Origin of the sequence: Rhodobacter sp. (genome assembly GCA_020637515.1) — a bacterium.
Classification (GTDB): Bacteria; Pseudomonadota; Alphaproteobacteria; order Rhodobacterales; family Rhodobacteraceae; genus Pararhodobacter.
On sequence record JACKKG010000001.1, the window covers coordinates 3,136,442 to 3,161,245 of the forward strand.

Below are 24,804 nucleotides of genomic sequence, written 5' to 3' on the forward strand. Positions count from 1 at the left end.
AGCGACCGCATGAACCTGCCCCTTTCGCAATTTGCACCCGACACCACCCAGGACGGCATCATCAAGCTGGCCGCGCTGGCGGTTGGCGGCCAGGGCGGCGGCGTGCTGACCGGCTGGATCGAGGCCGTCGCACGCTCGCAGGGTTACGCCGTTCAGGCGACCTCGGTCGCCGGCGTGGCGCAGCGCACCGGCGCGACGATCTACTATATCGAGATGGCGCCGCAGGGCCCCGTGCCGACCGTCTTTTCGCTGGCGCCCTCGGCCGGCGACGTGGACATCATGATCGCCGCCGAGATGATGGAGGCCGGGCGCGCCATTTTGCGCGGCTTCGTCACCCCCGACCGCACCGTGCTGATCGCCTCGACCCATCGGGCACTGGCGGTCAGCGAAAAGACCGTTCCCGGCGACGGCATCGCCAATGCCGACGAGGTGCGCGCGGCCGCCGAAATCGCGGCCCGCGCACTGATCCTGGCCGATTTCGACCAGGTGGCCATCCGCGCGGGGTCGGTCATCTCGGCATCGCTCTTTGGTGCGCTGGCGGGTTCGGGCGCGCTGCCCTTCCCGCGCGAGGCCTTCGAGGACGCGATCCGCGCCGGTGGCAAGGGGGTCGAACCTTCGCTCAGGGCCTTCGCCGCCGGGTTCGAGGCCGCACAACAGGGCGTGCAACCCGCCACGACCCGGGACACCGCGCCCCCGGTCGATCCCGCGCCGCAGGGCCCGGCCCGGTTGCGCGCCGCCTGGCAGGCGCTGGAAACCCGCGTCGCCGCCCTGCCCGACCCGGTGCGCCCCATGGCCGCGGCCGGGTTGCGCAAGGTCGTGGGCTTTCAGGACCCGGCTTACGGCGCGGAATACCTGGACCGGCTGGACCGGGTTCTGGCCTGCGACAGCGCCGACCGGGACTGGGCGCTGGGCATCGCCGGGGCCAAATACATTGCCAACGCCATGGCCTATGACGACATCTTCCGCGTGGCCGACGCCAAGACCCGCCCTGAGCGCCTGACCCGCATCCGCGCCGAAATGGGCGCGAACGGGGTCATGCAACTGACCGAATTCACCCATCCGCGCGGCGAGGAAATCGTCAGCCTGCTGCCCGCCGGGCTGGGCCGTTGGATCCACGCCCGCCCGCGCCTTTTGGGCTGGATCGACCGGCGTGTGAACAAGGGGCGGCGCCTCAGGACGGACCGGGTTCTGCCGTTCCTGCAACTGCATATGCTGGCGTCCTTGCAGGGCTGGCGCCGGCGCAGCCTCAGGCACGCCGACGAGATGGCGCATCTCTCGGACTGGCAGGCGGCCGTGCTGGCCCAGGCGCCGCGCGACTACGCGCTGGCGGTCGAGATGATGAAGGTGCGCCGCCTCATCAAGGGCTATTCCGACACCCACGCCCGGGGCCTGGGCAAGTTCGACCGCGTGATGGCGGCCGCCGGGCGCCTTGCGGGGCGCGAGGACGCCGCCGACTGGGTGCGCCGGCTGGTCACCTCGGCGCTTCAGGACGAAGAGGGCAAGGCGCTGGACGGCACGCTCAGGACCATCGACAGTTTCATCGGCAGCGCCGGTTGACCTCGTGGTCCAGCAGGCCTGTCTCGACCAGCAGACAGCGGTCGCGGGCCTCATAATAATAGCCGCGCGCGTAATAGCCGACCGCGCGGTCCATGTCGTGGTCCGCGACGATCCAGGCGCCGCGCAAGTAGCGCCCGGCGTAGCGCAGGTTGATCTCAGGGTTCAGCAGATCCGTGTCGGGCCCGGCGAAACCCATGGTGCGCGCGGTTTGCGGCAGGATCTGCATCAGGCCCCAATAGGGGCCGTTGCGGGCGTCAGCGCGGTAGTCGCTCTCGCGCTGGATGACGCGGTGCAACAGCGCCTCGGGGATGTCCAGGTCGGTCGCGGCGCGTTGCACCAGGCGGCGCATCGCCGGCGTCTCGCCGGGATAGAGGTCGGTCGCGGGCGGCGGGGCCGGTGCCGGCCGGTCGGGCCCGGCGCAGGCCGCCAGCACCAGCAGCGCCAGCACGCTTGCAAGGGTTCTCATCATCCGCTCCGTCGTTTGCGCCGGGGTCCGGCGGGGTCGATCACCCCCAGTTCATCGAGGATCGCCTCGATCCCGGCAATCCCTCCGCGCTGGGCGTGGGCGGCTTTCAGCGCATCGAACTGCTGGCGCAGAGCATCCTTTTCGGCGCCCTTGCAATCGTTCCAGGGCCGCCCCTGCAAGGCCATGACCAGAACGTAGTATCCGATGAAATGTGGCCGTTCGCCGGCCTCGAGCAATCGCGCATAGGCCGCGTCGGCGCCCAGGGCGCGCAGCGCCTCGGCGCTGGAAACGCCGGCGCGGGCAAACGCCGCCTCGCTTGCGGGGCCCAGGTTCGGAAGGGTGGAAATCGGTGTGGCCATGCCGTCCATTCCTGCGCGAGTGCCCGCCGGTTGGCAAGCACCCTCGCGCAGCGTCCCATGGCGCCAGACCGCAAGGGTGACCCGACCGCCTCGCGATTCAAGGGCCCCAATGGTCCCGTTCTATTGCCTGACATTGTTTCTTTGCAATGACTTGCCGCACGATTCACCGCTCTCTGTGGCAAATCTCGCGAATGCATGACATCAACTTTGCGAACGCCTAATGAATGCCTTACATTAAAAGACTGACATTCGTGACGCTTGCGCACCCCACGGCCGCGCCCTATCCCGTTGGAAACACGCGGAGGCACCCATGGACCTACCTTTCGACGGCGCAATCTCGGCCTATTTCGAAAAGGACGCGCCCGAACGGGTCCGCGCGGCGATCGAGGACGGCCGGAAACGCGATATCCTGACCGACGACTTCCCCTATGACCGATGGATGAAGCAGGACGACTACGAGGACCGCATGAAGCCGCTCCAGGTCGAACTGGTGAAGCTTCAGCGCTGGATCGAGGCCAGCGGTGAACGGGTCGTCGTCGTCTTCGAGGGCCGCGACACTGCGGGCAAATCGGGCGCCATCAAGCGCGTGCGCGAGAACCTGAACCCGCGCGGCGCGCGCATCGTCGCACTGCCCAAACCAACCGAACGCGAGGCAACCCAGTGGTATTTCCAACGCTATATCGCCCACATGCCCGCCGCCGGCGAAATCGCCCTGCTGGATCGCAGCTGGTATAACCGGGGAGTCGTCGAGCATGTGTTCGGCTTTTGCACGCCGGCGCAGCGGGCGCATTTCTTTGACCAGTTGCCGGGCTTCGAGCAGGCGCTGGTCAACGACGGGATCCGCGTCATCAAACTGTGGTTCAACGTCGGGCGCGCCGAACAGTTGCGCCGGATGCTCGAGCGCGAGCGCCACGTTCTGAAACAGTGGAAACTGTCGTCGATCGACGTCAAGGGGCTGGCGAAATGGGACGCCTATACCGAGGCGATCGGCGAAACCTTCGCGCGGTCGAATTTCCCCTATGCGCCCTGGACCGTGATCCGGGGCGACGACAAGTATCGCGCCCGGCTGGCGGCCGTGCAGCAGATCCTGCGCAGCTTCGACTATGCCGGCAAGAACCCCCAGGCCCTGGGCGCGATCGACACCGCGATCATGGGCGGCGTGGAGCTGTGGCCCAAAGGTTGAGGGCCGGGCCCAGCGCGGCCGGCACCGGCTGCGCCGAGGCCCAGATCAGCCGTCCCTGCGCGGCGGCCAGCGCGCCGCTGGCGTGGTCGCCCTGCACCATCGCCAGCCCGCCCTGCGACACCGGCCCCAGCGCGCGCATCAGCAGATGCGCCGAGGCCGCCGCCCGCGGAGCGGGTTTCCACAACAGCCCGCGCGCGGCGCCCGCGATCAGGATCGCGGCGAGGCGCGCCACGGGGCAGTCGGCGGCGCTGAGCAGCACCAGCGGCCCGTCCCCGTCCGGCAGCACCGGGACCCGCGGCGGCGCGTCTGCCGGGTCGTCGGCCCCTTCCATCGCGCGCAGCGACGACAGCATCGGCCGGATCGCGTCATAGGCGCCCGCCAGCGCCGCGCCCGACCCCCGCCGCAGCCCCCGCGTGGCGCGGCCGACATCGGCCGCCTCGGCGCAGATCAGCCGCCCGATACGTCCGTTGTCGAAGGGCAGAACCGGCAGGTGGCGATCGCCGAGCGGCGCGATCCAGCGGCCATCCGCGAATTGCACGAACAGCCGTTCGTTCAGTTCGGCCAGGAACAGCGGGTCCAGCCCCGCACCCGAGGGCACCGGATCAGTTGGCCGGAGCGGCGCAACTGCGGGTCAGGTCCTCGTAGCGCTGAACGATCCAGTTGGGTGCGTCCGATGGCACGTTGTCGCTGATCCCGGCCTCGATCCGCTGGAACAGGCCGATCGAGCGCGAGTTGTCGACCATCGGCACGGTGCCCGCGGGCACCGCGCGCTGGAACACCATCAGCGCCACCGCCACCAGGACGATGCCGCGCAGCACGCCAAAGAAAAAGCCCAGCCCCTGGTCGATCCCCCCCAGCGCCGAATTTCGGATCAGGCTGGAAAACAACGGCGTGAACAGCGCGACTACCATCAGCATCACCGCAAAGACGGCGGCGAAGGAGGCGATGATCGTCAGTTCGCAGGAATCGCCCAGGACCTGGCCCAGATAGGGGATCTCGCGCACCAGGGGTTCGAAGGTCGGCGCCAGCACAAAGGCCACGATCGCGGCGACGATCCAGCCCGCGATGGCCAGGATCTCGCGCACCAATCCGCGCGAGTAGGCCAGGATCGCCGAAACAACGATGACCAGGGCGACGGCGGCATCGACCAACGTGAAGGATTCCATAAACCCACTCCTATGGCGTCTAACCGGCGCCGAAAACGTCCCCGACAAAGCCCGTGAGATCGGTCATTTCGCGCAGCAGCACGCCCGTCTCACGGTTCTGCTTGCCACCCGCGGGCAACATGGCCGAGGTGAAACCAAGTTTTTGGGCTTCTTTCAACCTGTTTTCACTTTGACTGACCGGACGCAGCGCCCCCGAAAGCGAGATTTCACCGAATACGACCGTATCGGCAGGAAGCGCAACGTCCTCGCGCGCGCTGAGAAGCGCCGCCGCGACCGCCAGATCGGCCGCCGGTTCGCTGACCCGCATACCGCCGGCCACGTTCAGGAACACGTCGAGCCCGGCAAAGGGGATGCCACAGCGCGCCTCGAGCACGGCGAGGATCGTGGACAGCCGCCCGCCATCGAGCCCGACCACCGTGCGGCGCGGGTTCGACAGGGGCGAGGGCGCGACCAGTGCCTGGATCTCGGTCAGCATGGGGCGCGTGCCCTCGATCCCGGCAAAGACCACGGCCCCCGGCGCCGGTTGGCCCCGCTCGCTGAGGAACAGCGCCGACGGGTTGGGGACCTCGGCCAGGCCGGCGCCGGTCATCTCGAACACGCCGATCTCGTCGGCGGGGCCAAAGCGGTTCTTGACCGCGCGCAGGATGCGGAACTGGTGGCCGCGCTCGCCTTCGAAGTAGAGCACGCAATCGACCATGTGTTCGATCACGCGGGGGCCGGCGATCTGGCCATCCTTGGTGACATGCCCCACCAGGATCACGCTGATGCCGCGCCGCTTGGCCAGGGTCACCAGTTCATGCGCCGAGGCCCGAAGCTGCGCCACGGACCCGGGCGCGGATTCGACGGTGTCCAGCCACATCGTCTGGATGGAATCGATGACCACCAGGTCCGGGCGTTCGGTGTCCAGGGTGGTCAGGATGTCGCGCAGGCTGGTCTCTGCCCCCAGCCGCACCGGTGCGTCGCCCAGGCCCAGCCGCTGCGCCCGCATCCGCACCTGCGCCGCCGCCTCCTCGCCCGAGATGTAGAGCGTGTTCAACCCCCGCCGCGCGAAGGCGGCGACCGCCTGGATCAGCAGCGTGGATTTACCGATGCCCGGGTCCCCCCCCACCAGGATCGCCGAGGCCGCGACCAAGCCGCCCCCCAGCACGCGGTCGAATTCGGCCACGCCGGACAGGGTCCGCGGGGGGGGCGGATCGTCGGTTTGCAGGCTGCTCAGCTCGATCGAGCGGCCCTTGCCCAGGCCGCCTTTGGGGCCGGTGCCTAGGGGGGCTTCCTCGATGATCGTGTTCCAGCCGCCGCACGCGTCGCAGCGGCCGCTCCATTTGCGGTGAACGGCGCCGCAGGCGGTGCAGGTGAATTGGGCGGTCGGCTTGGCCATGCAAGGGTTATGGCGCGGGTCGGGGGCCGGCGCAAGCGGGGGGCTGCCGCCCCCCGCACCCCCTGCCCAAAGGGGGGCACGCCCCCCTTTGGAAACCCCGTGCGTATTTTCGACAAGATGATACGCGGGGTCGCGATTGACGGGCCGTCAGGGTCTGCCGATAGTTGGCATCGACATGGAGGAGCCGATGCTGAGCGAAGACCAAAGCCTGATCCGCGAGACCGCGCGCGCCTTTGCCCGCGATCAGTTGGCGCCCGGCGCGGCGGCACGCGACCTGAGCGGACGGATCGAGCCCGAGATCCTGCGCGCGATGGGGGCGTTGGGGTTTCTGGGCATGACAATCAGCCCCGACTGGGACGGTGTGGGGGCGGATTACGTCAGCTACGCGTTGGCGCTGATGGAGATCGCGGCCGGGGACGGTGCGATTTCCACGGTGATGAGCGTGCACAACGCGCCGTTCAACGCGATCCTCGAACGGTTCGGATCGGCCGTGCAGAAGGAGGAGGTGCTGCGTCCGGCCGCGCAGGGGGCGTTCATCGGGGCGTTCGCCTTGACCGAGGCGCAGGCTGGCTCGGACGCGAGCGCGCTGAAAAGCACGGCGCGCCGGGTCGGCGGCGGCTATGTGCTGGACGGCGAGAAATCCTTCATCACGTCGGGGCGGATCGGCGCACAGGCTATCGTCTTTGCCCGGATGGCGGGCACGCAGGGCAAGACCGGAATCACCGCCTTTCTGGTGCCGACGGACACCCCCGGGTTCCAGGTGGCCCGGGTCGAGGACAAGATGGGCCAGCGGGCATCCGACACCTGCGCGCTGCGGTTCGACGCGATGGAACTGCCCGAAAGCGCCCGGATCGGCGCCGAGGGCGAGGGCTACCGCATCGCACTGGCCAGCCTGGAGACCGGCCGCATCGGCATCGCCGCGCAATCCGTCGGCATGGCGCAGGCGGCGCTGGATCTGGCGCTGGCCTATGCCGGCGAACGGACGTCCTTTGGCCGGGCGATCCGCGATCATCAGGCCGTGGGGTTCCGGCTGGCGGACCTGGCGACACAGCTGGAAGCGGCTCGACAACTGGTGCTGCACGCAGCCCGCATGAAGGACGCTGGCCTGCCCTGCCTGACCGAGGCGGCGATGGCCAAACTGTTTGCGTCGGAAGCGGCGGAACGGATCGTCTCGGGCGCGCTGCAAACCTTTGGCGGGATGGGCTATGTCCGCGAAACGGGCATCGAACGGATCGCACGGGATGTGCGGGTCTGCCAGATCTACGAGGGGACGTCGGACATCCAGAAGCTGATCATCGCCCGCGCGCTGAGCGCCTGAGGCGCGGGTCGCACAAAGGCGTTGAACGGGCACCGAAAGTGGCAGGAACGGCCCGCCTTTTCGCGTGGCGCGCCTTCTGGCCGCCGCCCCGGAATGTTTCCGCTACAAGGACGTCGCGGCGGATTGGCAGGATACGAAAAATTTGTCTCGAATTGCCCCCTCACCTTGTCCCAAATACGCACCGGCGCAGGCGGACCACCAGGCACGACCTCGGCCCCTCAGGCGTGTTGGTCGCAACGGCGCCCGCGCGGCGCTTCAGCGCCGCGCCTCGTCGCCCGAGACCTGACGCATGGAATGCGTCCGGACGAGGGCGAAACCCCCTCGCCGGCGCGCGTCAGAACTCGGCGCCGCCCTGTTGCCAGTCCTGCACAAGGTTGCCAAAGCGCGTGAAACGCCCTTCAAAGGCCAGGTTCACGGTGCCGATCGGACCATGGCGCTGCTTGCCGATGACAACCTCGGCCTTGCCGTGCAACCGTTCCATCCGCTCCTGCCATTTGGCCATCTCGTCGAGCTTGTCGTCCGACGGCTTTTCCCGTTCCACATAGTATTCCTCGCGGAACACGAACATCACCACATCCGCGTCCTGCTCGATCGAGCCGGATTCACGCAGGTCGGACAGTTGCGGACGCTTGTCGTCGCGGCTTTCCACCGCGCGGCTCAGCTGCGACAGCGCGATGACGGGGATGTTCAGCTCCTTGGCGATGGCCTTCAGCCCCTGGGTGATCTCGCTCACTTCCTGCACGCGGTTTTCCTTGGACGAGCCGCGCAGCAGTTGCAGGTAGTCCACGATCAGCACATCCAGGCCCTGCGTGCGTTTCAGGCGCCGGGCGCGCGCGGCGACCTGGCTGATCGGCAGGGCGGGCGTGTCGTCGATGAACAGCGGGCAATTCTCGAGCGTCTTGGCGACCTCGACGAAGCGGCGAAAATCGTCCTCGTTCATGTCGCCGCGGCGGATCTGTTCCGAGGGGACCTCGGCCGCTTCCGACAGGATCCGCGCGGCAAGCTGTTCGGCCGACATTTCCAGACTGAAGAACCCGACCGCGCCGCCGTTGATCGTGCCCTCGGTGCCATCGGGCCTGAGACCGCGTTGATGCGCCTTGGCGATGTTGAAGGCGATGTTCGTGGCCAGCGAGGTCTTCCCCATCGACGGCCGCCCCGCCAGGATGATCAGGTCCGACGGATGCAACCCGCCCAGCTTCTTGTCCAGATCGATGAGTCCGGTCGAAATGCCGGCCAGCCCGCCTTCGCGCTGATAGGCGGCGGCGGCGACGTTCACGGCCTCGGTGACGGCGCGCAGGAAGGACTGGAAGCCGCGCTCGGCCACGCCCTGTTCGCCCATCTGGAACAGTCGCTGCTCGGCCTCGACGATCTGTTCCTTGGGCTCCGAGCTCACATCGACCGTCGCCGCCTTGGCGGCGATGTCGCGGCCCAGCTGGATCAGGTCCCGGCGCACCGCCAGATCGTAGATCATCTGCGCATAGTCGCGCGCGGCATACGAGGCGACGGCCGCGCCCGCGATCCGCGCCAGATAGGACGCGCCGCCCAGTTCCTTGAGCCCGGCGTCGTCTTCCATGAACGCCTTGATCGTGACCGGCGAGGCGAGCGTGTTCTTCTGGATCCGCGCCGAGGCGATTTCGAAAATGCGTTTGTGCACGGGTTCGAAGAAATGCTCGGCCCGGACGATCGACGAGACCCGGTCGAAGACGTCGTTGTTCGTCAGGATGGCGCCCAGAAGCTGTTGCTCTGCCTCGATATTATGTGGAAGGGCCTCGGTCTCGCCGGACTCGGGCGACGGGGGCTGGCGCAGGGTGGCAAGCTCGGTCATGGGGTGGTCCGTTTGGGGGCGGCGACGGAAACGGCGGCGCCAGGGCGTGTCCGGTTATGACAAGTTCCGCTGATTCAGACAATGCGCCGGGGGAAATTAGCGGGGGATGGCCCTGTGGAAAACCCCTGTGCGCCGCCCGGCGCGGTCAGTTGCCGGCCCGCAGCAGCAGCGGCATGAGGGCCTGGGCCAGCGCCATCGCGCCGCCGGCTTCGTAATCCCAGCCCAGCCAGCCGCGTTTCTCGGCCGCCTCGACGTTGCGCGGCGAATCGTCGATCAGCAACAATTCCTCGGGCGCCATGGCCAGCGCGGTCTCGACCCGGGCAAAGGCCTCGGCTTCGGGTTTCATCGCCCCGATCTCGCCCGAGGCGAAGATCGCATCCACGCGGTCGGCCCAGCCGGCGTCCTGGGCAATCCAGCGGGCGCGCCGGGCCTCGTTGTTGGTCAGGATCACCTGCACCAGCCCGCCCTGGGCCAGCGTCTCGATGATGCGCAACAGTTCGGGGTCGGGGGTGTGGTCGTGTTCGAACCACAGTTCCAGGATGTCCTCGGGGTTCGCGTCGGTGCCCTCGGCCCGCGCCCAGTCGGCCAGCCGGTCCAGCACGTCCTCTTGCCCGGTGAACAGGGCGCGCTTGTCGTGGCCGAACACGGCGCGCGCCATCGACAGGGCGTTGACGCCCAGTTCCTCGGCGACGATGCGCTGCCAGCGATAGGTGCCGTCGGGTTGCGGCCGGCCCGAGCGGTTGAGCACGCCGTCGAAATCCCAGACCACGGCGCGGACCTGTTCGATCCCGTCGATCGAGGCGACGGTCGCGGTCATGACAGGCACGCGCGCAGGCGCGCCATCGCGGCGGCCTCGTCCGGGGTCAGCACCGCCGCGCGCGTGGCAAAAAGCGTCGCCTGCGACCGCAGCACGGGCTCGGCGTCCAGGATCTTCAGATGATTGGCGCGCAGGGTCTCGCCGGTCGAGGTGATGTCGGCCACCGCCTCGGCCGTCAGGTTGCGGATCGTGCCTTCGGTCGCGCCCTGGCTGTCCACCAGCTGATAATCGGCCACGCCATGCGCGCGCAGGAAATCGCGCACCAGCCGGTGGTATTTCGTCGCGATCCGCAGCCGGAAGCCGTGATCCGCCCGGAACGCGGCCGCCGCCGCATCGAGATCGTCCAGCGTTTCGACATCGACCCAGCATTCGGGCACCGCGATGATGAGGTCGGCATGGCCGAACCCCATGGCGGCCAGTTCCTCGACCTGGGCGGACCAGTCGGCCAGTGTCTCGCGCACCAGATCGGTGCCGGTGACACCCAGGTGAATGCGGCCCGCCGCCAGTTCGCGCGGGATCTCGCTGGCCGACAGCAGCACCAGCGCGACCCCCTCGATCCCCTCGACGGCGCCGGAATACTCGCGCTCGGCGCCCGTGCGCTTCATGGCGATGCCACGCGCGGCGAACCAGTCAAAGGTCTTTTCCATCAACCGGCCCTTCGAGGGCACGCCGATCTTCACGCTCATGCCGCGCCCCCCAGTTCGACCAGCAGCGCCGGGCGGATCACCCCGCCCACCGCCGGGATGGACTGCCCCTGCCCCAGCACCGCCGTCAGCGCATCATAGCGCCCACCGCTGGCCACGGGGGGCAGATCGGGGCGGGCTTCGGCGTAAAAGCCGAAGACGAAGCCGTCGTAATATTCCAGCGTGGTGCGGCCATACGAGGCCTCGAAGTCCAGCGCCGCCACATCGACGCCATGCGCCGACAGCACGCTCAGACGCTGCTCGAACAGATCGAGCGAGGGCGCGAGCCAGGGCATTCCGTCCGACAGCGCGCGCATCCGCGCCAGCGCGCCGGGTGCCTTGTCGGCCACGCGCATCAGCGACTCCAGCCCATCGACCAGCGCGGCCGGAATGGCGGGGGTGGCCGCGTCCTCGGCCAGACGGGCGAGACGCGCCTCGATCTCGGCCCGGGACCGCAGGCCGATCTGCGGCGCCGTGCTTGCCACCGCGTCGCCCGCTGCCAGCCGCGCCAGCAGATCCGCCCGCCCCCGGGGCAAAGGCGCGCGCCCGGCGTAGCGTTCCAGAAGTGCCCGGAACCGGGCCGGGCGCCACAGATGCCGCATCAACGCGGCCTTGCGCGTGTCCGAGGTGGGCAAACCCCGCACCGCCGCGATCAACAGCCCGATATCGCCGGTCGCGGCGCGCAGCCCCTTGCCCGCCAACATGCGCGAGAACAGCGCGAACACCTCGGCGTCGGCCCGCAGCGGTTGTTCGCGGTCGAACACCTCGTAACCCACTTGCAGGTATTCCGACGCCCGCGTCGCGCCGCCTTCCTGCTTTCGGAACACCTCGCCCAGGTAGCAATAGCGCGCGGGTTCGGCGCCGCCGGCCATATGCGCCTGCACCACCGGCACGGTAAAGTCCGGGCGCAGCATCATCTCGCCCTGAACCGGGTCCTGCGTGACATAGGCGCGGGCGCGGATGTCCTCGCCGTAGAGATCCAGCAAGGTCCCGGCCGGTTGCAGAACCGCCGCCTCGACGGGTTGCGCCCCCCAGGTCTGGAACGCGCCGAACAGCCGCGCCCCCTCGGCGCGGGCGGCGGGGGTGTGGATGGTCATCGCCCCTCCAGCATCGCCTTGACGGTGGCGACCAGGTCGGCCACCGGCACCTCGACTTGCGCGGGGCGTTCCTTCCATTCCTCAAGCGTGGCGTTCTGCGCGATCTTCGCGCCCAGGATCAGGTCCTTGACCTGCACCACGCCGCGCGCGGCCTCGTCCGAGCCCTGGATGATGGCCACCGGCGCGCCGCGTTTGTCCGCGTATTTCAACTGGTTGCCAAAATTCTTGGGATTGCCCAGATAGACCTCGGCACGGACGCCGGCGCGACGCAGATCGCCCACCATGGCCAGGTAATCGGCCATCCGCGCGCGGTCCATCACGGTCACCACAACCGGGCCGGTGGTGTCCGCGCCGACCCGGCCCTTGGCCGTCAGCGCAGCCAGGAGCCGGTCCACGCCGATGCTGACGCCCGTCGCCGGCACGGCCTGTCCGGTGAAACGCTTGACCAGATCGTCATAGCGCCCGCCACCCGCGACGCTGCCGAACTGCCGCTTGCGGCCCTTCTCGTCGAGGATCTCGAACGTCAGCTCGGCCTCGAACACGGGGCCCGTGTAATAGCCCAGGCCCCGCACCACCGCGGGGTCGATGACGATCCGGTCCGGGCCATAGCCCTGCGCGTCCAGCAGGCGCGCGATCTCTTCCAGCTCGTCCACGCCCTCGGCGCCGATCGCGGACCCGCCGACCAGGTCGCGCAGCGCCGCGCAGGTGGCCGCGCCGGTGTCGCGACGCGCGGCGGTAAAGGCCAGCACGACGTCGGCCGCGCTCGCGGGCAGTCCGGCCCCTTTGGTGAAATCGCCCGACTCGTCCTTGCGGCCCGCGCCCATCAGCGCGCGCACCCCGTCCTCGCCCAGACGGTCCAGCTTGTCGATGGCGCGCAGGACGATGCCGCGCTCGTGCTCGAACCGGGACGGGTCGGCCGGGTCCAGGACGCCCGCTGCCTCCATCACCCCGTTCAGCACCTTGCGGTTGTTGATCTTGACGACATAGTCGCCGCCCAGGCCCAGATCCTCGAACACATCGGCCAGCATCGCGCAGATCTCGGCATCCGCCGCCACGGTCGAGGCCCCGACCGTATCGGCATCGCATTGATAGAACTGCCGAAATCGCCCCGGTCCCGGCTTTTCGTTGCGCCAGACCGGGCCCATGGCATAGCGCCGGTAGGGCGCCGGCAGCTCATTGCGGTATTGCGCCGCGACGCGCGCCAGCGGCGCCGTCATGTCATAGCGCAGCGCCAGCCAGTCTCCGCTCTTGCCCTCGGTCGCCCCCTCGTCCTGCCAGGCAAAGACCCCCTCGTTCGGGCGGTCCACGTCGGGCAGGAACTTGCCCAGTGCCTCGACGGTTTCCACGGCCGAGGTTTCCAGCGGGTCGAACCCGTAGCGATGATAGACCGTGGCGATCCGGTCCAGCATCGCCTTGCGCTCGGTCACCTCGGCACCGAAGTAATCGCGAAAGCCCTTGGGCGTCTCGGCCTTGGGGCGGCGGGTCTTGGTCTGGCTCATGGTCATCATCCGGCAGGTTCCGCGCGAGGGATAGCCCAAGGGGCGCGCGGCGGCAACAGCCGTTGACCCCGGCGAAGGCTCGGCGCATCCTCGACCCATGGAAGACCGCATCGCCCGCCTCGAAGAACAGATCGCCCACCTCACCCGCACGGTCGAGGACCTGTCGGACGTCGTCCACGCCCAGGGCGACCAACTGGCACGGCTGACCAACCGCCTGCGCCAACTCGTCGAACGCGAGGCCGAACGCGAGATCGCCGACGGCGCGCAGATCCCGCTGGCGGATCAGCGCCCGCCGCATTGGTGAATGCCATGCTGGTGCTCTCCCGCGACGGCGATTGCGCGGTGGTGGCGACCCGCGATTTCGCGGCCTCGGCCGAACGGGTCTGGCAGGCGCACCGCGACCCGGCCCTGCTGGCCCGCTGGATGCCCGCGCCCGAGGGGTGGGCGCTGACCACCTGCGACCCGGGCACCTGCCCCGGCGACCTGATCTTGCTGGAATGGTCGAACGGGCTGGGCAGCCGCTTTGCCCTGACGGGCGCGCTGCTGGATCTCGACCCGCCGCACCGGATGCTGCATGTCGAACGCCTGCACCTGCCCGATCCGGGGCCGGAAACCGTGGTCGAAACCCTGCTGACCCCGACCCCGGGCGGGTGCCACCTGACCCTCACGCTGACCCTGCCCGACACCGCCGCCCGCGAGGCGCTGATGGCCGGCGACACGGCGCAGGGCATGGAAACGGGCTACGCAACTCTCGACAGCCTGCTCGACTGACGCCCGCCCCCGCCCTTCTTTGTGCCCGAAATATCCTCCGGGAGGGTCCGGGAGGGTGGAAAACCCTCCCGGGCGGGCGCGGGCGGCCGCCCGCCGCGGCGAGGGGGCTCGATGCCCCCGAGCCGCGCCCCCTCGCCCGCCGCCCAGGACGAAAAAGGGCGGCCCCGAAGGACCGCCCCATCGCATCGCATTGCGGGTGGCTTACATCATGCCGCCCATGCCGCCCATGTCGGGCATCGCCGGGGCCGCGCCCTTGGGCTCGGGCTTTTCGGCGATCATCGCTTCGGTGGTGATCAGCAGGCCGGCGATCGAGGCCGCGTCCTCCAGGGCCGTGCGGGTCACCTTGGCCGGGTCGATCACGCCGAACTTGAACATGTCGCCATATTCCTCGGTCTGCGCGTTGAAGCCAAAGTTGACGTCGGCCGATTCGCGGACCTTGCCGGCCACGACCGCACCGTCCACGCCGGCGTTGTCGGCGATCTGACGCAGCGGCGCTTCCAGCGCCCGGCGCACGATGGCGATCCCGGCGTTCTGGTCGCTGTTCGCACCGGTCAGGCCTTCCAGCCCCTTGCCGGCCTGAACCAGCGCCACGCCGCCGCCGACGATCACGCCTTCCTGCACGGCCGCGCGGGTCGCGTTCAGGGCGTCGTCAACGCGGTCCTTGCGCTCCTTCACCTCGATCTCGGTCATGCCACCCACGCGGATCACGGCCACGCCACCGGCCAGCTTGGCCAGACGTTCCTGCAGCTTCTCGCGGTCGTAGTCCGAGGTCGTTTCGTCGATCTGCTGGCGGATCTGCGCGACGCGGGCTTCGATCTCGGCTTTTTCACCGGCGCCATCGACGATGGTGGTGTTGTCCTTGTTGATCGAGACCTTCTTGGCGGTGCCGAGCATGTCGATCCCGACATTCTCCAGCTTCATGCCCAGATCTTCCGAGATCACCTGACCACCGGTCAGGATCGCGATGTCCTGCAGCATGGCCTTGCGGCGATCGCCAAAGCCCGGCGCCTTGACGGCGGCGATCTTCAGGCCGCCACGCAGCTTGTTGACCACCAGCGTGGCCAGCGCCTCGCCTTCGACGTCCTCGGCGATGATGAGCAGCGGCTTTTGCGACTGGATGACCGATTCCAGCAGCGGAACCATCGGCTGCAGCGACGAGAGCTTCTTCTCGTGCAGCAAGATGAGGCAGTCTTCCAGATCCGCGATCATCTTGTCGGGGTTGGTGACGAAATAGGGCGACAGGTAGCCGCGGTCGAACTGCATGCCTTCGACGACCTCGACTTCGGTCTCCAGGCCCTTGTTCTCCTCGACGGTGATGACACCCTCGTTGCCGACCTTCTGCATCGCGTCGGCGATGAAGCGGCCGATCTGCGCCTCGCCGTTGGCCGAGATGGTGCCGACCTGCGCGACTTCATCCGAGTCCGCGACCGGGCGGGCGGCGGCCTTGATGGTGTCCACGACCTTGGCGGTGGCCAGATCGATGCCCCGCTTCAGGTCCATCGGGTTCATGCCCGCGGCAACGGCCTTCATGCCCTCGCGGACGATCGCCTGCGCCAGAACGGTGGCCGTGGTGGTGCCGTCGCCGGCCTCGTCATTGGTGCGCGAGGCGACTTCCTTCACCATCTGCGCGCCCATGTTCTCGAACTTGTCGCTCAGCTCGATTTCCTTGGCGACGGTCACGCCGTCCTTGGTGATGCGCGGGGCGCCGAACGACTTGTCGATGACCACGTTGCGGCCTTTCGGGCCCAGGGTGGTCTTCACGGCGTCGGCCAGGATGTTGACGCCTCTCAGGATACGGTCGCGGGCGTCGGTGCCGAACTTGACTTCTTTCGCAGCCATGCTGGATGCTCCTTGAAATTATCGTTGATTGGGAAGGGGATGCGAGATCAGGACAGGATGCCCAGGATGTCGCTTTCCTTCATGATCAGCAGCTCTTCGCCATCGACCGTCACTTCGGTGCCCGACCATTTGCCGAACAGCACGCGGTCGCCCGCTTTCACGGCCATCGCGATCAGCTCGCCCGAATCCTTGCGCGCGCCTTCGCCGCAAGCGACGATTTCACCCTCGGCGGGCTTTTCCTTTGCCGAATCGGGGATGATCAGACCGCCCTTGGTCTTGTCGTCGCTCTGCACGCGGCGGACCAGCACGCGGTCGTGGAGGGGTTTGAAAGCCATCTGTGAACACTCCCTAGGGTTCAGTTCGAATGCTTTTAGCACTCATGAAAGTCGAGTGCTAACGGCACCCGAGATAGGCAGGCCGTCACGGGCTGTCAACAGGGACTTCGGGGAAAATTTCACGCTGGGGCGCGCAGCGCCTCCCAGGCGCCGGGGCACAGGCGCTCGACCTCGGCGCGGGTCAGCGGCCGGCCCGCGGGATCGACCGCCCGGAACCCGCCCGGCCCCGCGATCAGAATCGCCACCGGCTCCTTTCGGCCCCACCCGGCGACAGCCGTGTCGCCAACATGGGCCACCAGCTCAACCCGCGACAAGGCCGCCAGCCGATACCCGCGCCGCGTCACGGGCCGGTCCATCACCACCCTCATCGCAGCGCCCATCCCAGCCGGACCAGCGCCGGGACCAGCAGAACCGGGATCGCCCGCAGCACCAGGTCGCCCTGCCCTTCGAGCACCGCGCGCCCAAAGTCGGGTTCGGTCCGCAGCAAGGCCCCGCGCGGCATCGCCCAACGGGCGGCGACCAGGGGCGCCAGCCGGCCGAACATCTCGCCCGTGGCGGCCGGATCGCCCAGTCCAAAGCGCAAGGTCAGGTGACACCGCTCGATCCGGACGCGGTGCAGCAGGTCAACCCCGGCGCGCGGCAAGGCGGCCAGCACCCGCGACCGCGCGCGCCAGCTCGCCTTCGCGCCCGCCCCTGCGCCCGGCCTGGCCCCCTGGCGGTGGGGTCGCGCGGTATCGACCAGCGGCAACCGGGGCGGCAAGGCACAGACCCCCGCCCCAACCCGCAGCCGCGGCACGGGATCGCTGTCCAGCCGCAACCGAAGCCGCATCGGCAACAGCATCACGGCCGCCACCACCAGCCCCAGCGCCGCCAGAACCGCGCTCACGCCTCCTCGCCCGCGCCCTTGCCCTGCCGCGCCTTGAGGACCTTGGCCACCGTGCCCCCCACGGCCTCGGCCAGGGTTGCCACCTCGCCCCGGACGGTCTCGACCCGCGCGCCGCTGTCGTCGATGATGATCGCCCCGACCGGCCGGATGCCCCCCCCGGCCGCCGCGCCGGCGCCACCGCCGGGCTGGCCCGCGATCGAGCCGTTGCCACCGCCCGCGCCAAAGCCGAACCCGTAGCTGACGATCGGAATCACCGTGGCGCCATCGCGGTCGATCGGCTCGCCCAGCACGTTCTTGGCGTTCAGCAGCGCGTCCAGCTCGGCCACCGCCCCTTTCAGCAGTTTCACGACATCGTCCATGGGGATCTCCTGAGGTTGCGCCCCATCATGGCGCAAAGCGGCCGGATGCGCCATGTCCCTTGCGGCAAACCGCGCGGCGGCCTAACCGTGGTTGCATGGAATTCCCCCTCGCCACCCTGCCCCTGGGCGCCGGAACGCTGGCGCTCTGCCCCCTGCCCGCCGACGCCCCGGCGCGCACCCGGCTGCGCCGATTCGCCCCTTCGCTGGTGATCTCGCTGACCGAAACCGACGAGATGCGCAGCCTCGGCGCGGCCGATCTTCCCGCCTGGCTGGCGGACCACGGGATCGGCTGGACCCATTTCCCGGTGCCGGATTACCAGACCCCGCCCGACGACGCCGACTGGCCGGCGCTCAGCACCCGGGCGCGCGCGATCCTTTGGTCAGGGGGCGCGGTCGCGGTGCACTGCCGGGGCGGGTGCGGGCGCTCGGGCATGATCGCGCTGCGGCTCATGGTGGACAGCGGCGAGGCCCCGGAACCCGCCCTCGCGCGCCTGCGCCAGGCCCGACCCTGCGCGATCGAAACCCCGGCCCAGGCCGCCTGGGCCAGCGCGCCCATCTTCTTGTCCGAAATACGCACGGGGGGTTCTCAGGGGGGATCGTGATCCCCCCTGAGCGGGGGGTGCGGGGGGCCCCCCCGCCCCCCTCAATCCATCCCCTTCACCACGGACCGCGCCGAGATCAGGCCGCGCTGGATGGCGATCACGAACAGCGCGATCGCCAAACCGCCCAGATCGCTCATCCAGCCGCCCTTGATCATGCCCAGCGCGCCGATCAGCGTCAGCACGCGCAGCACCGGGCCCATCCGCCCGAACAGCCAGCCCTGCACCGCCGAGGCCATCAGGAACACCCCGAACAGGGCCGTGACCAGAACGTGCAGGATGCTCAACCAGTCGCCCTGCATCAGCATCTCCTTCGAATAGAAGAACATGAAGGGCACGACAAAGGCCGCCAGGCCGAACTTGAAGCTCTCGACCGAGGTGCGCATCGGGTCGGACTGCGCGATCGCCGCGCCGGCATAGGCGGCCAGCGCCACAGGCGGCGTGATGGCCGAGATCACGGCATAGTAGAAGATGAAGAAATGCGCGGTCAGCGGATCGATCCCCATGCGGATCAGGCCCGGCGCGATGACCGCCGCCGCCACCGCATAGGCCGCCGTGGTCGGCATCCCCATGCCCAGGATGATCGCCACCAGCATGGCAAAGGCCATGCCGACCAGCTGGCTTTGCCCGGCCAGGGTCAGCAACAGCGACGAGAACCGCGTGCCCACCCCGGTCAGCGCGATGACGCCGACGATCACCCCGGCCGCGGCGCAGACCGCGACCATCTGGAACGCCATGCGGGCGGCGATCTCCAGCGCCCACAGGATCGAGCGCAGGCCCATCTTGTTGGGCGTGAGCCAGCTCACCGCCGCCGAGGCCGCCATTGCCAGCGTGCCCGCCCGGATCACCGAATAGCCAAGGAACAGCGCGCCGATCAGGATCACGATGGGGATGAACAGGAACACCCGGCGCAGCATCAGCCGGAACGAGGGCAGGTCCTCGCGCGGCAGGCCCTTCATGCCGTTCTTCAGCGCCTCCTTGTCCACCATGAAATAGACCGAGACGAAATACAGCACCGCCGGGATGATCGCCGCGATGGCGATGTCGCGATAGGGAATGGCGGTGATCTCGGCCATGATGAAGGCACCCGCCCCCATGATCGGCGGCATGATCTGCCCCCCGGTCGAGGCCGCGGCCTCGACGCTGGCGGCGGTCTGCGGCCTGTAGCCCACCCGTTTCATCAACGGGATGGTCAGCGATCCCGTCGCCACCACGTTCCCCGCCGACGTGCCGTTGATCATCCCCATCAGTCCCGAGGCGAAGACCGCCACCTTGGCCGGCCCGCCCCGCGCGCTCCCGGCGGCGGCAAAGGCGAAGTTCACGAAATACTCGCCCACCCGGCTGGCTTGCAGAAAGGCCGCAAAGGCGATGAACAGGATGATGTAGGTCGAGGAAATCGAGGTGGTCGGCCCCAGGATTCCGTTGTCGGTATAGAGAAACGCAAAGAACCGCGCCGGCGCATAGCCGTTGTGATGCAGCACCCCCGGCAGCCAGGGACCCAGAAAGCCATAGGCCACGAACACCGCCACGATCAGCACCAGCGCCAGCCCGGCCAGCCGGCGCGTCAGTTCCAGGATCAGCACGATCCCCGCGATCGAGGCCCACATGTCGTTGGGATGCGGGAACACCTGGGCGCGCACGCGCAGGAAATCGGCGTGCAGGATGATGTAGCCGGCGACGATCACCGCCCCCAGCGACAAGAGCCCGTCGGCCAGCGAAAACGTCCCGCGGTCGCGCGCCGGCGCGATCCAGGCCGCCGCCAGCGCCAGCGCCGTGCCCGCCATCAGCGGCCAGCCGAAGGTCGCGACATGCTTGCCCGCGTCGGCGCCCGTCTGGATCAGGTCGCCCGTCGCCCACATCGCCAGCAATTGCCCGCCCGCCAGCGCCAGCGCCGCGCCAGCCAGCGCGGTCAGGACGCGCTCGGCCAGGCTGAGCGGCTGCTTGCGCCCCTCGGGCAGGCCACGCGCGGCGAACAACATGAAGCCCAGCGCCAGACCGCCGCCGACATGGAGAAGCCGGTAGACCCAGGTTTCCAGCGGATAGACGTTCATGACGAAGATATGAAAGCCGGTGTAGAGCACGCAAAGCGCCGCCATCGCATGGCCCAGCGACCCGCTGAACACCCGCTGGTTCGAGGCGATCACCTCGTCGTCCACGCCCTCGGCGATGCTGGTGGCGCCGCCGGTCGTTGCCGGATTGTCTGCCATCATGGCCTCTCCTCCCTGTGAAAAAGGCCGGGGTTCATAGCCCCCGGCCTGCAAGGTCTGCGCGGGCGATCAGCCGCGCAGGTTCTCAGGGATGGTGATGCCGTGCTCTTCATAGTAGCGCACGGCGCCCGGGTGGAACGGCAGGAAGGTGTCGTTCAGCACGTTGTCCATGGTGGTTTCCGACGCCGCGCGGTGGATTTCCATCATGCGGTCGTGGTTTTCCATGACCAGGCGCGTGATCTCATAGGCCAGGCTGTCCGGCATCGAGGCGTTGGCGATGGCAAAGTTCCACATCGCGACCGACTGCTGGTCATAGTCAACGCCCGCATAGGTGCCGGCCGGGATGGTCAGGGGCGACACCTCGGGGTGCGCGGCCAGGATGGTTTGCAGCTCGTCCGGGGTGAAGCCGAACATGCGCACATCGGCCTCGGCCGCCAGTTGCGAGAAGGCCGAGATCGGCACCCCGGCGGCAAAGGCGAAGGCGTCGATCAGCCCGTCCTTCAACTGGCTGGCGGCATCGGCGGCGCCGGCATTCGACACGGTCGCATCCACGCCCAGCGTTTCCAGGAAGCGCGGCCAGTAGGTGCCGGGCGTGCCGCCCGCGGGGCCCACCGAAACCCGGTGCCCGGCCAGTTCGCTGACCGAGGTGATGCCCGACGACGCCAGGGTGATGACCTGGAAGGGCGTCTGATACATCGGGAACAGCGCACGGATGTCGCGGTGCTCCAGCCCCGGCGCCAGTTCGCTGTGGCCGGTCCAGGCCTCATACGCCGGGCCCATGGTCACCAGTCCGATGTCATGGTCGCCCAGTTGCACCAGGGTCACGTTCTGCACCGGACCGCCGGTCACCTCGCCCGAGGCGTTGATGCCCAGTTCCTCGCCGATGAAACTGGCCAGGCCGTTGCCATAGACGAAATAGGTGCCGCCCTGGCTGGCGGTGCCGACGGTGAGGGAATCGGGCCAGCCCGAACGGTCCTGCGCGGCGGCGGGCATGGCGACGAGAAGCGCGGCCGTAGCCAGCGCAGAGGCGGAAAAGAGACGCATGAGGTCCTCCCTTGGACGTGTTTGCGTGACAATTGGCAGCCCCGGCCGCTTCCTCTCGGCGCGGGTCGCGAGGGCATCACGCACCGCGACGCCCCGGGGATCAACCGGCGCGCGCGTCACGCCCGGGAAAAAGCGGCTGCCCCCTGCGGCGGATGGGTGAAAATCCACCCATCGGTGCGGCGCGTGGGTGGAATTCCCCCCGTTCGCGCCCTAGCCGTCGGTGTAGCGGGCCTTGTCGATGCCCAGTTTCTGCATCTTTTCATAGAGCGTCTTGCGCGACAGGCCGAGGGATTCGTAGACCGGCTTCAGCACCCCGCCATGCGCCAGCAGGGCGCGTTGGATCTCGGCGCGCTCGAATTCGGCGACGCGGTCAGCCAGCCGGCCCGAGGGCGGCTCGGCCACCGGGGGCGCGGCGGCGTCGGCCAGGTCCAGACCCAGGGCAACCCTCTCGGCGGCGTTGCGCAATTCGCGCACATTGCCGGGCCAATCGCGGGTGACCAGCGCCTCGACCAGCGCCGGCGGGGGGGTCACGGGGTCGATGCGGTGGCGGCCCGCGGCCTCGGCAAGAAGACGCGCGAACAGCAGCGGGATATCCTCGCGACGGGCGGCGAGCGGCGGCACGCCCAGATGCACCACGGCCAGGCGGTAGAACAGGTCGGCGCGAAAACGGCCGGCCTCGACCTCGGGTTCGAGCGCGGCGCGCGAGGTGGCGATGACGCGGATATCCACGGGGCGCGCCTCGTTCGCGCCCAGGGGCGTGACGGTGCGTTCCTGGATCACGCGCAGCAACTTTCCCTGCATCGCCATCGGCATCGACCCGATGTCGTCCAGCAGCACCGTGCCACCGCGGGCGTGCTCGAACCGGCCATAGCGCGCCCGCATCGCGCCCGCAAAGGCGCCCTGCTCGTGGCCGAACAATTCGCTTTCGATCTGCTGCTCGGGCAGCGCGGCACAGTCGATGGCGATAAAGGGCTTGGCGGCGCGCGCCGACAGGTCGTGCAGGGCGCGCGCGACGACCTCCTTGCCGGTGCCGGTGTCGCCGGTAATCAGCACGTCGGTTTCCGCCGGGCCGATGGTGCGCAAGCGGCGGCGCAGGTCGATCATCGCGGTCGAGCGCCCGACCAGGCGCTGTTCGAGATCGTCGGCCTGCCCGGCGGCGGCGCGCAACACGCGGTTTTCCAGCACCAGCCGCCGGTAATCGAGCGCACGCGCGCAGGTTTCGGCCAACTGACTGGCGGAAAAGGGTTTCTCGATGAAATCATGCGCCCCTTCGCGCATCGCCCGAACCGCAAGCTGCACATCGCCATGGCCGGTAATCAGGATCACCGGCACCGCGGGGTCCAGCGCGTGGATCTGCGTCATCAGGCTGAGCCCGTCGAGTCGCGGCATCCGGATGTCGGTCACGACGATGCCGGGAAAGCCGAAGCCGGTCAGCGCAGGCACGTCCTCGGGTTGGTCGGTGTCGGTCACGTCGAAGCCCGCCAGATCCAGCGCCTGCGCGGTCGAGGCGCGCAGATCGGCGTCGTCATCGACCAGAAGAATGCGTCCGCGCGTCATGGGTCCCCGTGTCCTGCCGCGTTGCCGGCCAACGGAAGCGTCAGCGTGAACACCGCGCCGCCCCCGGGCGCGTTGGCAACCGCCAGCGTGCCGCCAAAGTCGTGCACGATGTTGTAGGAAATCGACAGCCCCAGGCCCAGCCCCTTGCCGACGCCCTTGGTGGAAAAGAACGGATCGAAGATCCGGGTCAGCAGTTGCGCGGGGATGCCCGGGCCGGTGTCGGCGATGGTCAGCACCGCCGTGGCCCCCTCGGCGCGCGCGGTCAGGGCGATGGCGCGGGTTTCGCATCCCTCCATCGCGTCGATGGCGTTGGACAGGATGTTGACCAGCACCTGTTGCAGCCGCACCGGCCCGGCCCGCACCGTGAGCGGTGGCAGGTCCACGCGCAACGTCACGGATTGCGCCCTGAGCCGCCATCCCAGCAGTTCCCTGGCGGCGGCGACGGGTTCGGACAACGGCACGTCCGAAAGCTGCGCGTTGGGCTTGCGCGCAAAGTTGCGCAGATGCCGCGACAGGTCCCCCATGCGCCCGATCAGGCCCAGAATGCGGTCGATGTTGCGCCGGGCCTCGTCGATGCGGCCCCGCTCGATCAGGGTCACCGCGTTTTCGGCATAGTTGCGCGCGGCCCCCAGGGGCTGGTTGAATTCGTGGCTCAAGGCCGCCGACATCTGCCCCAGCGCGGCCAGCTTGCCGGCTTGCACCAGATCGGCCTGGGTGGCGCGCAGGCGGCCCTCGGCGGCGGTGCGTTCGGTGACCTCGGCCGCCAGGCGGCGGTTGACGGCCGCCAGTTCGGCGGTGCGTTCCTGGACCCGGCGTTCCAACTGGGCGCGGGCCTCGGCCTGAAGCGCCAGCCGTTCGGCCAGGCGGGCGCGCCGCTGCCAGACGATCACCGCCACCAGGATCGCCAGACCGGCCAGCAAGGCGCCGACCGCCAGCCGCGTCAGCGCCTGCTGGCGCGCTCCGGCGGTGTCGATCAGCACCTGCACCGTCCAGTCGGCATCGGGCATCCGTTCGGACAGCACCCGGTATTCGGCGTCCGACGCCCCGCCAAAGCGCCAGGTCAAGCCGCCGTCCGCCCCGGTCGCGGCACGGATCGGCAGTTCGCGCAGCGTGGTCTCGGCGTAGCGGCGGGTGCGGCGGGTGCGTTCGAGGCGCCCTTCGGTCAGTGGCAGCGTCGCGCCGAAGGTCCAGTCGGGATGCGTGGACATGAACACGATCCCCTCGGGGTCGGTGACGATCACCTCGTAGTCCGAGCCCCGCCAACTGGCCTCGATCGCGTCGAGATCGATCTTGATCGCCAGCACGCCGACCGGCCCCGCAGGGCCGTCGATCGGCGCGCCGAAATAGTAGCCCCGCACGCGCGAGGTGGTGCCGAGCGCGTAGAACCGCCCCTCGCCCCGGGTCAGGGCGTCGATGAAATAGGGTCGAAAGGCGAAATTGCCGCCGATGAAGCTGCGCGGCTGGTCAAAATTCGATGCCGCCACCGTGGTCCCGTCCAGCCCCATCGCATAGATGTCGCTGGCGTCGAGCAACCGGGCGGTGGCGCGCAGATAGACATTCGCGGCCTCGATCGCGGCCGGGTCGCCGGCTGTGGCCAGAACCGCGCGGATCGTGGCCTGTCGCGCCAGCAGCCCCGCCAGCCGGTCATAGCGCCGCAACTGCCCGTTCAGCGCCGCGACCGCCAGGCTGAGCGTGCTTTCCCCCCGCAAGGTCAGATCGGCCAGCGCCGCGCGGTGCAGCCGCTGATAGCCCAGACTGCCCAGCCCCAGCGCCAGCAGAAGCGCCAGAAGCAGCAGCACACTCGGCCAGAGGCGGGATGCGGGACGGGTCATGCACCCGTCCTAGCACGCAGCCGCGCC

Annotated in this window: 25 protein-coding genes; 6 read left to right on the forward strand and 19 right to left on the reverse strand. The window is 69.0% G+C overall.

The window, feature by feature from the left end; all coding sequences use genetic code 11:
* Nucleotides 1-9: 9 nt before the first annotated feature.
* Nucleotides 10-1,557, forward strand: coding sequence for an indolepyruvate oxidoreductase subunit beta family protein (locus H6900_15275; protein ID MCC0074643.1), 1,548 nt, complete (start codon nucleotides 10-12; stop codon nucleotides 1,555-1,557).
* Here the strand turns inward: H6900_15275 and H6900_15280 are convergent.
* Both H6900_15280 and H6900_15285 read right to left on the reverse strand, forming a co-directional pair.
* Nucleotides 1,538-2,023, reverse strand: coding sequence for a lytic transglycosylase domain-containing protein (locus tag H6900_15280; protein MCC0074644.1), 486 nt, complete (start codon nucleotides 2,021-2,023; stop codon nucleotides 1,538-1,540). The genes H6900_15275 and H6900_15280 overlap by 20 nt on opposite strands.
* Complete coding sequence (locus H6900_15285; protein MCC0074645.1) at nucleotides 2,023-2,382, reverse strand: TfoX/Sxy family protein; 360 nt, start codon at nucleotides 2,380-2,382, stop codon at nucleotides 2,023-2,025. The genes H6900_15280 and H6900_15285 overlap by 1 nt, the downstream gene beginning before the upstream one ends.
* Before the next feature lie 310 nt (nucleotides 2,383-2,692).
* On the opposite strand from H6900_15285, the gene ppk2 reads away from it, so the two are divergent.
* The gene (gene ppk2 / locus H6900_15290) at nucleotides 2,693-3,565 is read left to right on the forward strand and encodes a polyphosphate kinase 2 (GenBank protein ID MCC0074646.1); all 873 of its coding nucleotides are present in this window, start codon (nucleotides 2,693-2,695) and stop codon (nucleotides 3,563-3,565) included.
* Here ppk2 and H6900_15295 read toward each other — a convergent pair.
* From H6900_15295 to radA, 3 genes are read right to left on the reverse strand one after another with little or no spacing between them, the layout of a single operon-like run.
* Complete coding sequence (locus H6900_15295) at nucleotides 3,531-4,163, reverse strand: hypothetical protein (protein MCC0074647.1); 633 nt, start codon at nucleotides 4,161-4,163, stop codon at nucleotides 3,531-3,533. The genes ppk2 and H6900_15295 overlap by 35 nt on opposite strands.
* Before the next feature lie 4 nt (nucleotides 4,164-4,167).
* Complete coding sequence (locus H6900_15300) at nucleotides 4,168-4,731, reverse strand: CvpA family protein (protein MCC0074648.1); 564 nt, start codon at nucleotides 4,729-4,731, stop codon at nucleotides 4,168-4,170.
* Nucleotides 4,732-4,750: 19 nt separating this feature from the next.
* A complete protein-coding gene (gene radA / locus H6900_15305) occupies nucleotides 4,751-6,109 on the reverse strand; it encodes a DNA repair protein RadA (protein ID MCC0074649.1) in 1,359 nt (452 codons plus the stop codon).
* A 187-nt stretch (nucleotides 6,110-6,296) separates the two neighbouring features.
* Here radA and H6900_15310 point away from each other — a divergent pair, with 187 nt between their 5' ends.
* The gene (locus tag H6900_15310) at nucleotides 6,297-7,427 is read left to right on the forward strand and encodes an acyl-CoA dehydrogenase family protein (GenBank protein MCC0074650.1); all 1,131 of its coding nucleotides are present in this window, start codon (nucleotides 6,297-6,299) and stop codon (nucleotides 7,425-7,427) included.
* Between the two features lie 334 nt (nucleotides 7,428-7,761).
* Here H6900_15310 and H6900_15315 read toward each other — a convergent pair whose 3' ends face one another.
* The 5 genes from H6900_15315 to H6900_15335 all read right to left on the reverse strand — a co-directional run bounded on the left by H6900_15315 (nucleotide 7,762) and on the right by H6900_15335 (nucleotide 13,348).
* Complete coding sequence (locus H6900_15315; protein MCC0074651.1) at nucleotides 7,762-9,252, reverse strand: replicative DNA helicase; 1,491 nt, start codon at nucleotides 9,250-9,252, stop codon at nucleotides 7,762-7,764.
* A 145-nt stretch (nucleotides 9,253-9,397) separates the two neighbouring features.
* The gene (locus H6900_15320) at nucleotides 9,398-10,069 is read right to left on the reverse strand and encodes an HAD-IA family hydrolase (protein MCC0074652.1); all 672 of its coding nucleotides are present in this window, start codon (nucleotides 10,067-10,069) and stop codon (nucleotides 9,398-9,400) included.
* Entirely contained in the window at nucleotides 10,066-10,755 is a 690-nt protein-coding gene (locus tag H6900_15325; GenBank protein ID MCC0074653.1) for an ATP phosphoribosyltransferase, read from the reverse strand. The genes H6900_15320 and H6900_15325 overlap by 4 nt, the downstream gene beginning before the upstream one ends.
* Entirely contained in the window at nucleotides 10,752-11,849 is a 1,098-nt protein-coding gene (locus H6900_15330; GenBank protein MCC0074654.1) for an ATP phosphoribosyltransferase regulatory subunit, read from the reverse strand. Before H6900_15330 ends, H6900_15325 begins: the two co-directional genes overlap by 4 nt.
* On the reverse strand, nucleotides 11,846-13,348 hold the full coding sequence (locus tag H6900_15335; GenBank protein ID MCC0074655.1) for a histidine--tRNA ligase: 1,503 nt from the start codon (nucleotides 13,346-13,348) through the stop codon (nucleotides 11,846-11,848). The genes H6900_15330 and H6900_15335 overlap by 4 nt, the downstream gene beginning before the upstream one ends.
* A gap of 97 nt (nucleotides 13,349-13,445) precedes the next feature.
* Between H6900_15335 and H6900_15340 the strand changes: the two genes are divergently transcribed.
* Both H6900_15340 and H6900_15345 read left to right on the forward strand, forming a co-directional pair.
* On the forward strand, nucleotides 13,446-13,652 hold the full coding sequence (locus H6900_15340) for a SlyX family protein (protein ID MCC0074656.1): 207 nt from the start codon (nucleotides 13,446-13,448) through the stop codon (nucleotides 13,650-13,652).
* Between the two features lie 5 nt (nucleotides 13,653-13,657).
* Complete coding sequence (locus H6900_15345; GenBank protein ID MCC0074657.1) at nucleotides 13,658-14,119, forward strand: SRPBCC domain-containing protein; 462 nt, start codon at nucleotides 13,658-13,660, stop codon at nucleotides 14,117-14,119.
* A 201-nt stretch (nucleotides 14,120-14,320) separates the two neighbouring features.
* On the opposite strand, the gene groL is transcribed toward H6900_15345, so the two are convergent.
* From groL to H6900_15370, 5 genes are all read right to left on the reverse strand, one after another.
* Nucleotides 14,321-15,958, reverse strand: coding sequence for a chaperonin GroEL (gene groL / locus H6900_15350; GenBank protein MCC0074658.1), 1,638 nt, complete (start codon nucleotides 15,956-15,958; stop codon nucleotides 14,321-14,323).
* A 47-nt stretch (nucleotides 15,959-16,005) separates the two neighbouring features.
* Nucleotides 16,006-16,293 (reverse strand): co-chaperone GroES, encoded by a 288-nt coding sequence (locus H6900_15355; protein MCC0074659.1) that lies wholly within the window; start codon nucleotides 16,291-16,293, stop codon nucleotides 16,006-16,008.
* 119 nt (nucleotides 16,294-16,412) lie between these two features.
* Nucleotides 16,413-16,649 (reverse strand): hypothetical protein, encoded by a 237-nt coding sequence (locus tag H6900_15360; protein ID MCC0074660.1) that lies wholly within the window; start codon nucleotides 16,647-16,649, stop codon nucleotides 16,413-16,415.
* Nucleotides 16,650-16,657: 8 nt separating this feature from the next.
* Nucleotides 16,658-17,179 (reverse strand): hypothetical protein, encoded by a 522-nt coding sequence (locus H6900_15365; protein ID MCC0074661.1) that lies wholly within the window; start codon nucleotides 17,177-17,179, stop codon nucleotides 16,658-16,660.
* The gene (locus tag H6900_15370) at nucleotides 17,176-17,538 is read right to left on the reverse strand and encodes a sporulation protein YtfJ (protein ID MCC0074662.1); all 363 of its coding nucleotides are present in this window, start codon (nucleotides 17,536-17,538) and stop codon (nucleotides 17,176-17,178) included. The genes H6900_15365 and H6900_15370 overlap by 4 nt, the downstream gene beginning before the upstream one ends.
* 95 nt (nucleotides 17,539-17,633) lie before the next feature.
* Here H6900_15370 and H6900_15375 point away from each other — a divergent pair, with 95 nt between their 5' ends.
* Nucleotides 17,634-18,140: a protein phosphatase gene (locus H6900_15375; protein ID MCC0074663.1), complete on the forward strand. Its 507-nt coding sequence runs from the start codon at nucleotides 17,634-17,636 to the stop codon at nucleotides 18,138-18,140.
* A gap of 41 nt (nucleotides 18,141-18,181) precedes the next feature.
* Here the strand turns inward: H6900_15375 and H6900_15380 are convergent, their stop codons facing one another.
* The 4 genes from H6900_15380 to H6900_15395 all read right to left on the reverse strand — a co-directional run bounded on the left by H6900_15380 (nucleotide 18,182) and on the right by H6900_15395 (nucleotide 24,777).
* Complete coding sequence (locus H6900_15380; GenBank protein MCC0074664.1) at nucleotides 18,182-20,347, reverse strand: TRAP transporter fused permease subunit; 2,166 nt, start codon at nucleotides 20,345-20,347, stop codon at nucleotides 18,182-18,184.
* Nucleotides 20,348-20,413: 66 nt separating this feature from the next.
* Nucleotides 20,414-21,388, reverse strand: coding sequence for a TAXI family TRAP transporter solute-binding subunit (locus tag H6900_15385; protein ID MCC0074665.1), 975 nt, complete (start codon nucleotides 21,386-21,388; stop codon nucleotides 20,414-20,416).
* A gap of 210 nt (nucleotides 21,389-21,598) precedes the next feature.
* A complete protein-coding gene (locus tag H6900_15390) occupies nucleotides 21,599-22,945 on the reverse strand; it encodes a sigma-54-dependent Fis family transcriptional regulator (protein ID MCC0074666.1) in 1,347 nt (448 codons plus the stop codon).
* Nucleotides 22,942-24,777: a sensor histidine kinase gene (locus tag H6900_15395; GenBank protein MCC0074667.1), complete on the reverse strand. Its 1,836-nt coding sequence runs from the start codon at nucleotides 24,775-24,777 to the stop codon at nucleotides 22,942-22,944. The genes H6900_15390 and H6900_15395 overlap by 4 nt, the downstream gene beginning before the upstream one ends.
* Nucleotides 24,778-24,804: the final 27 nt, after the last annotated feature.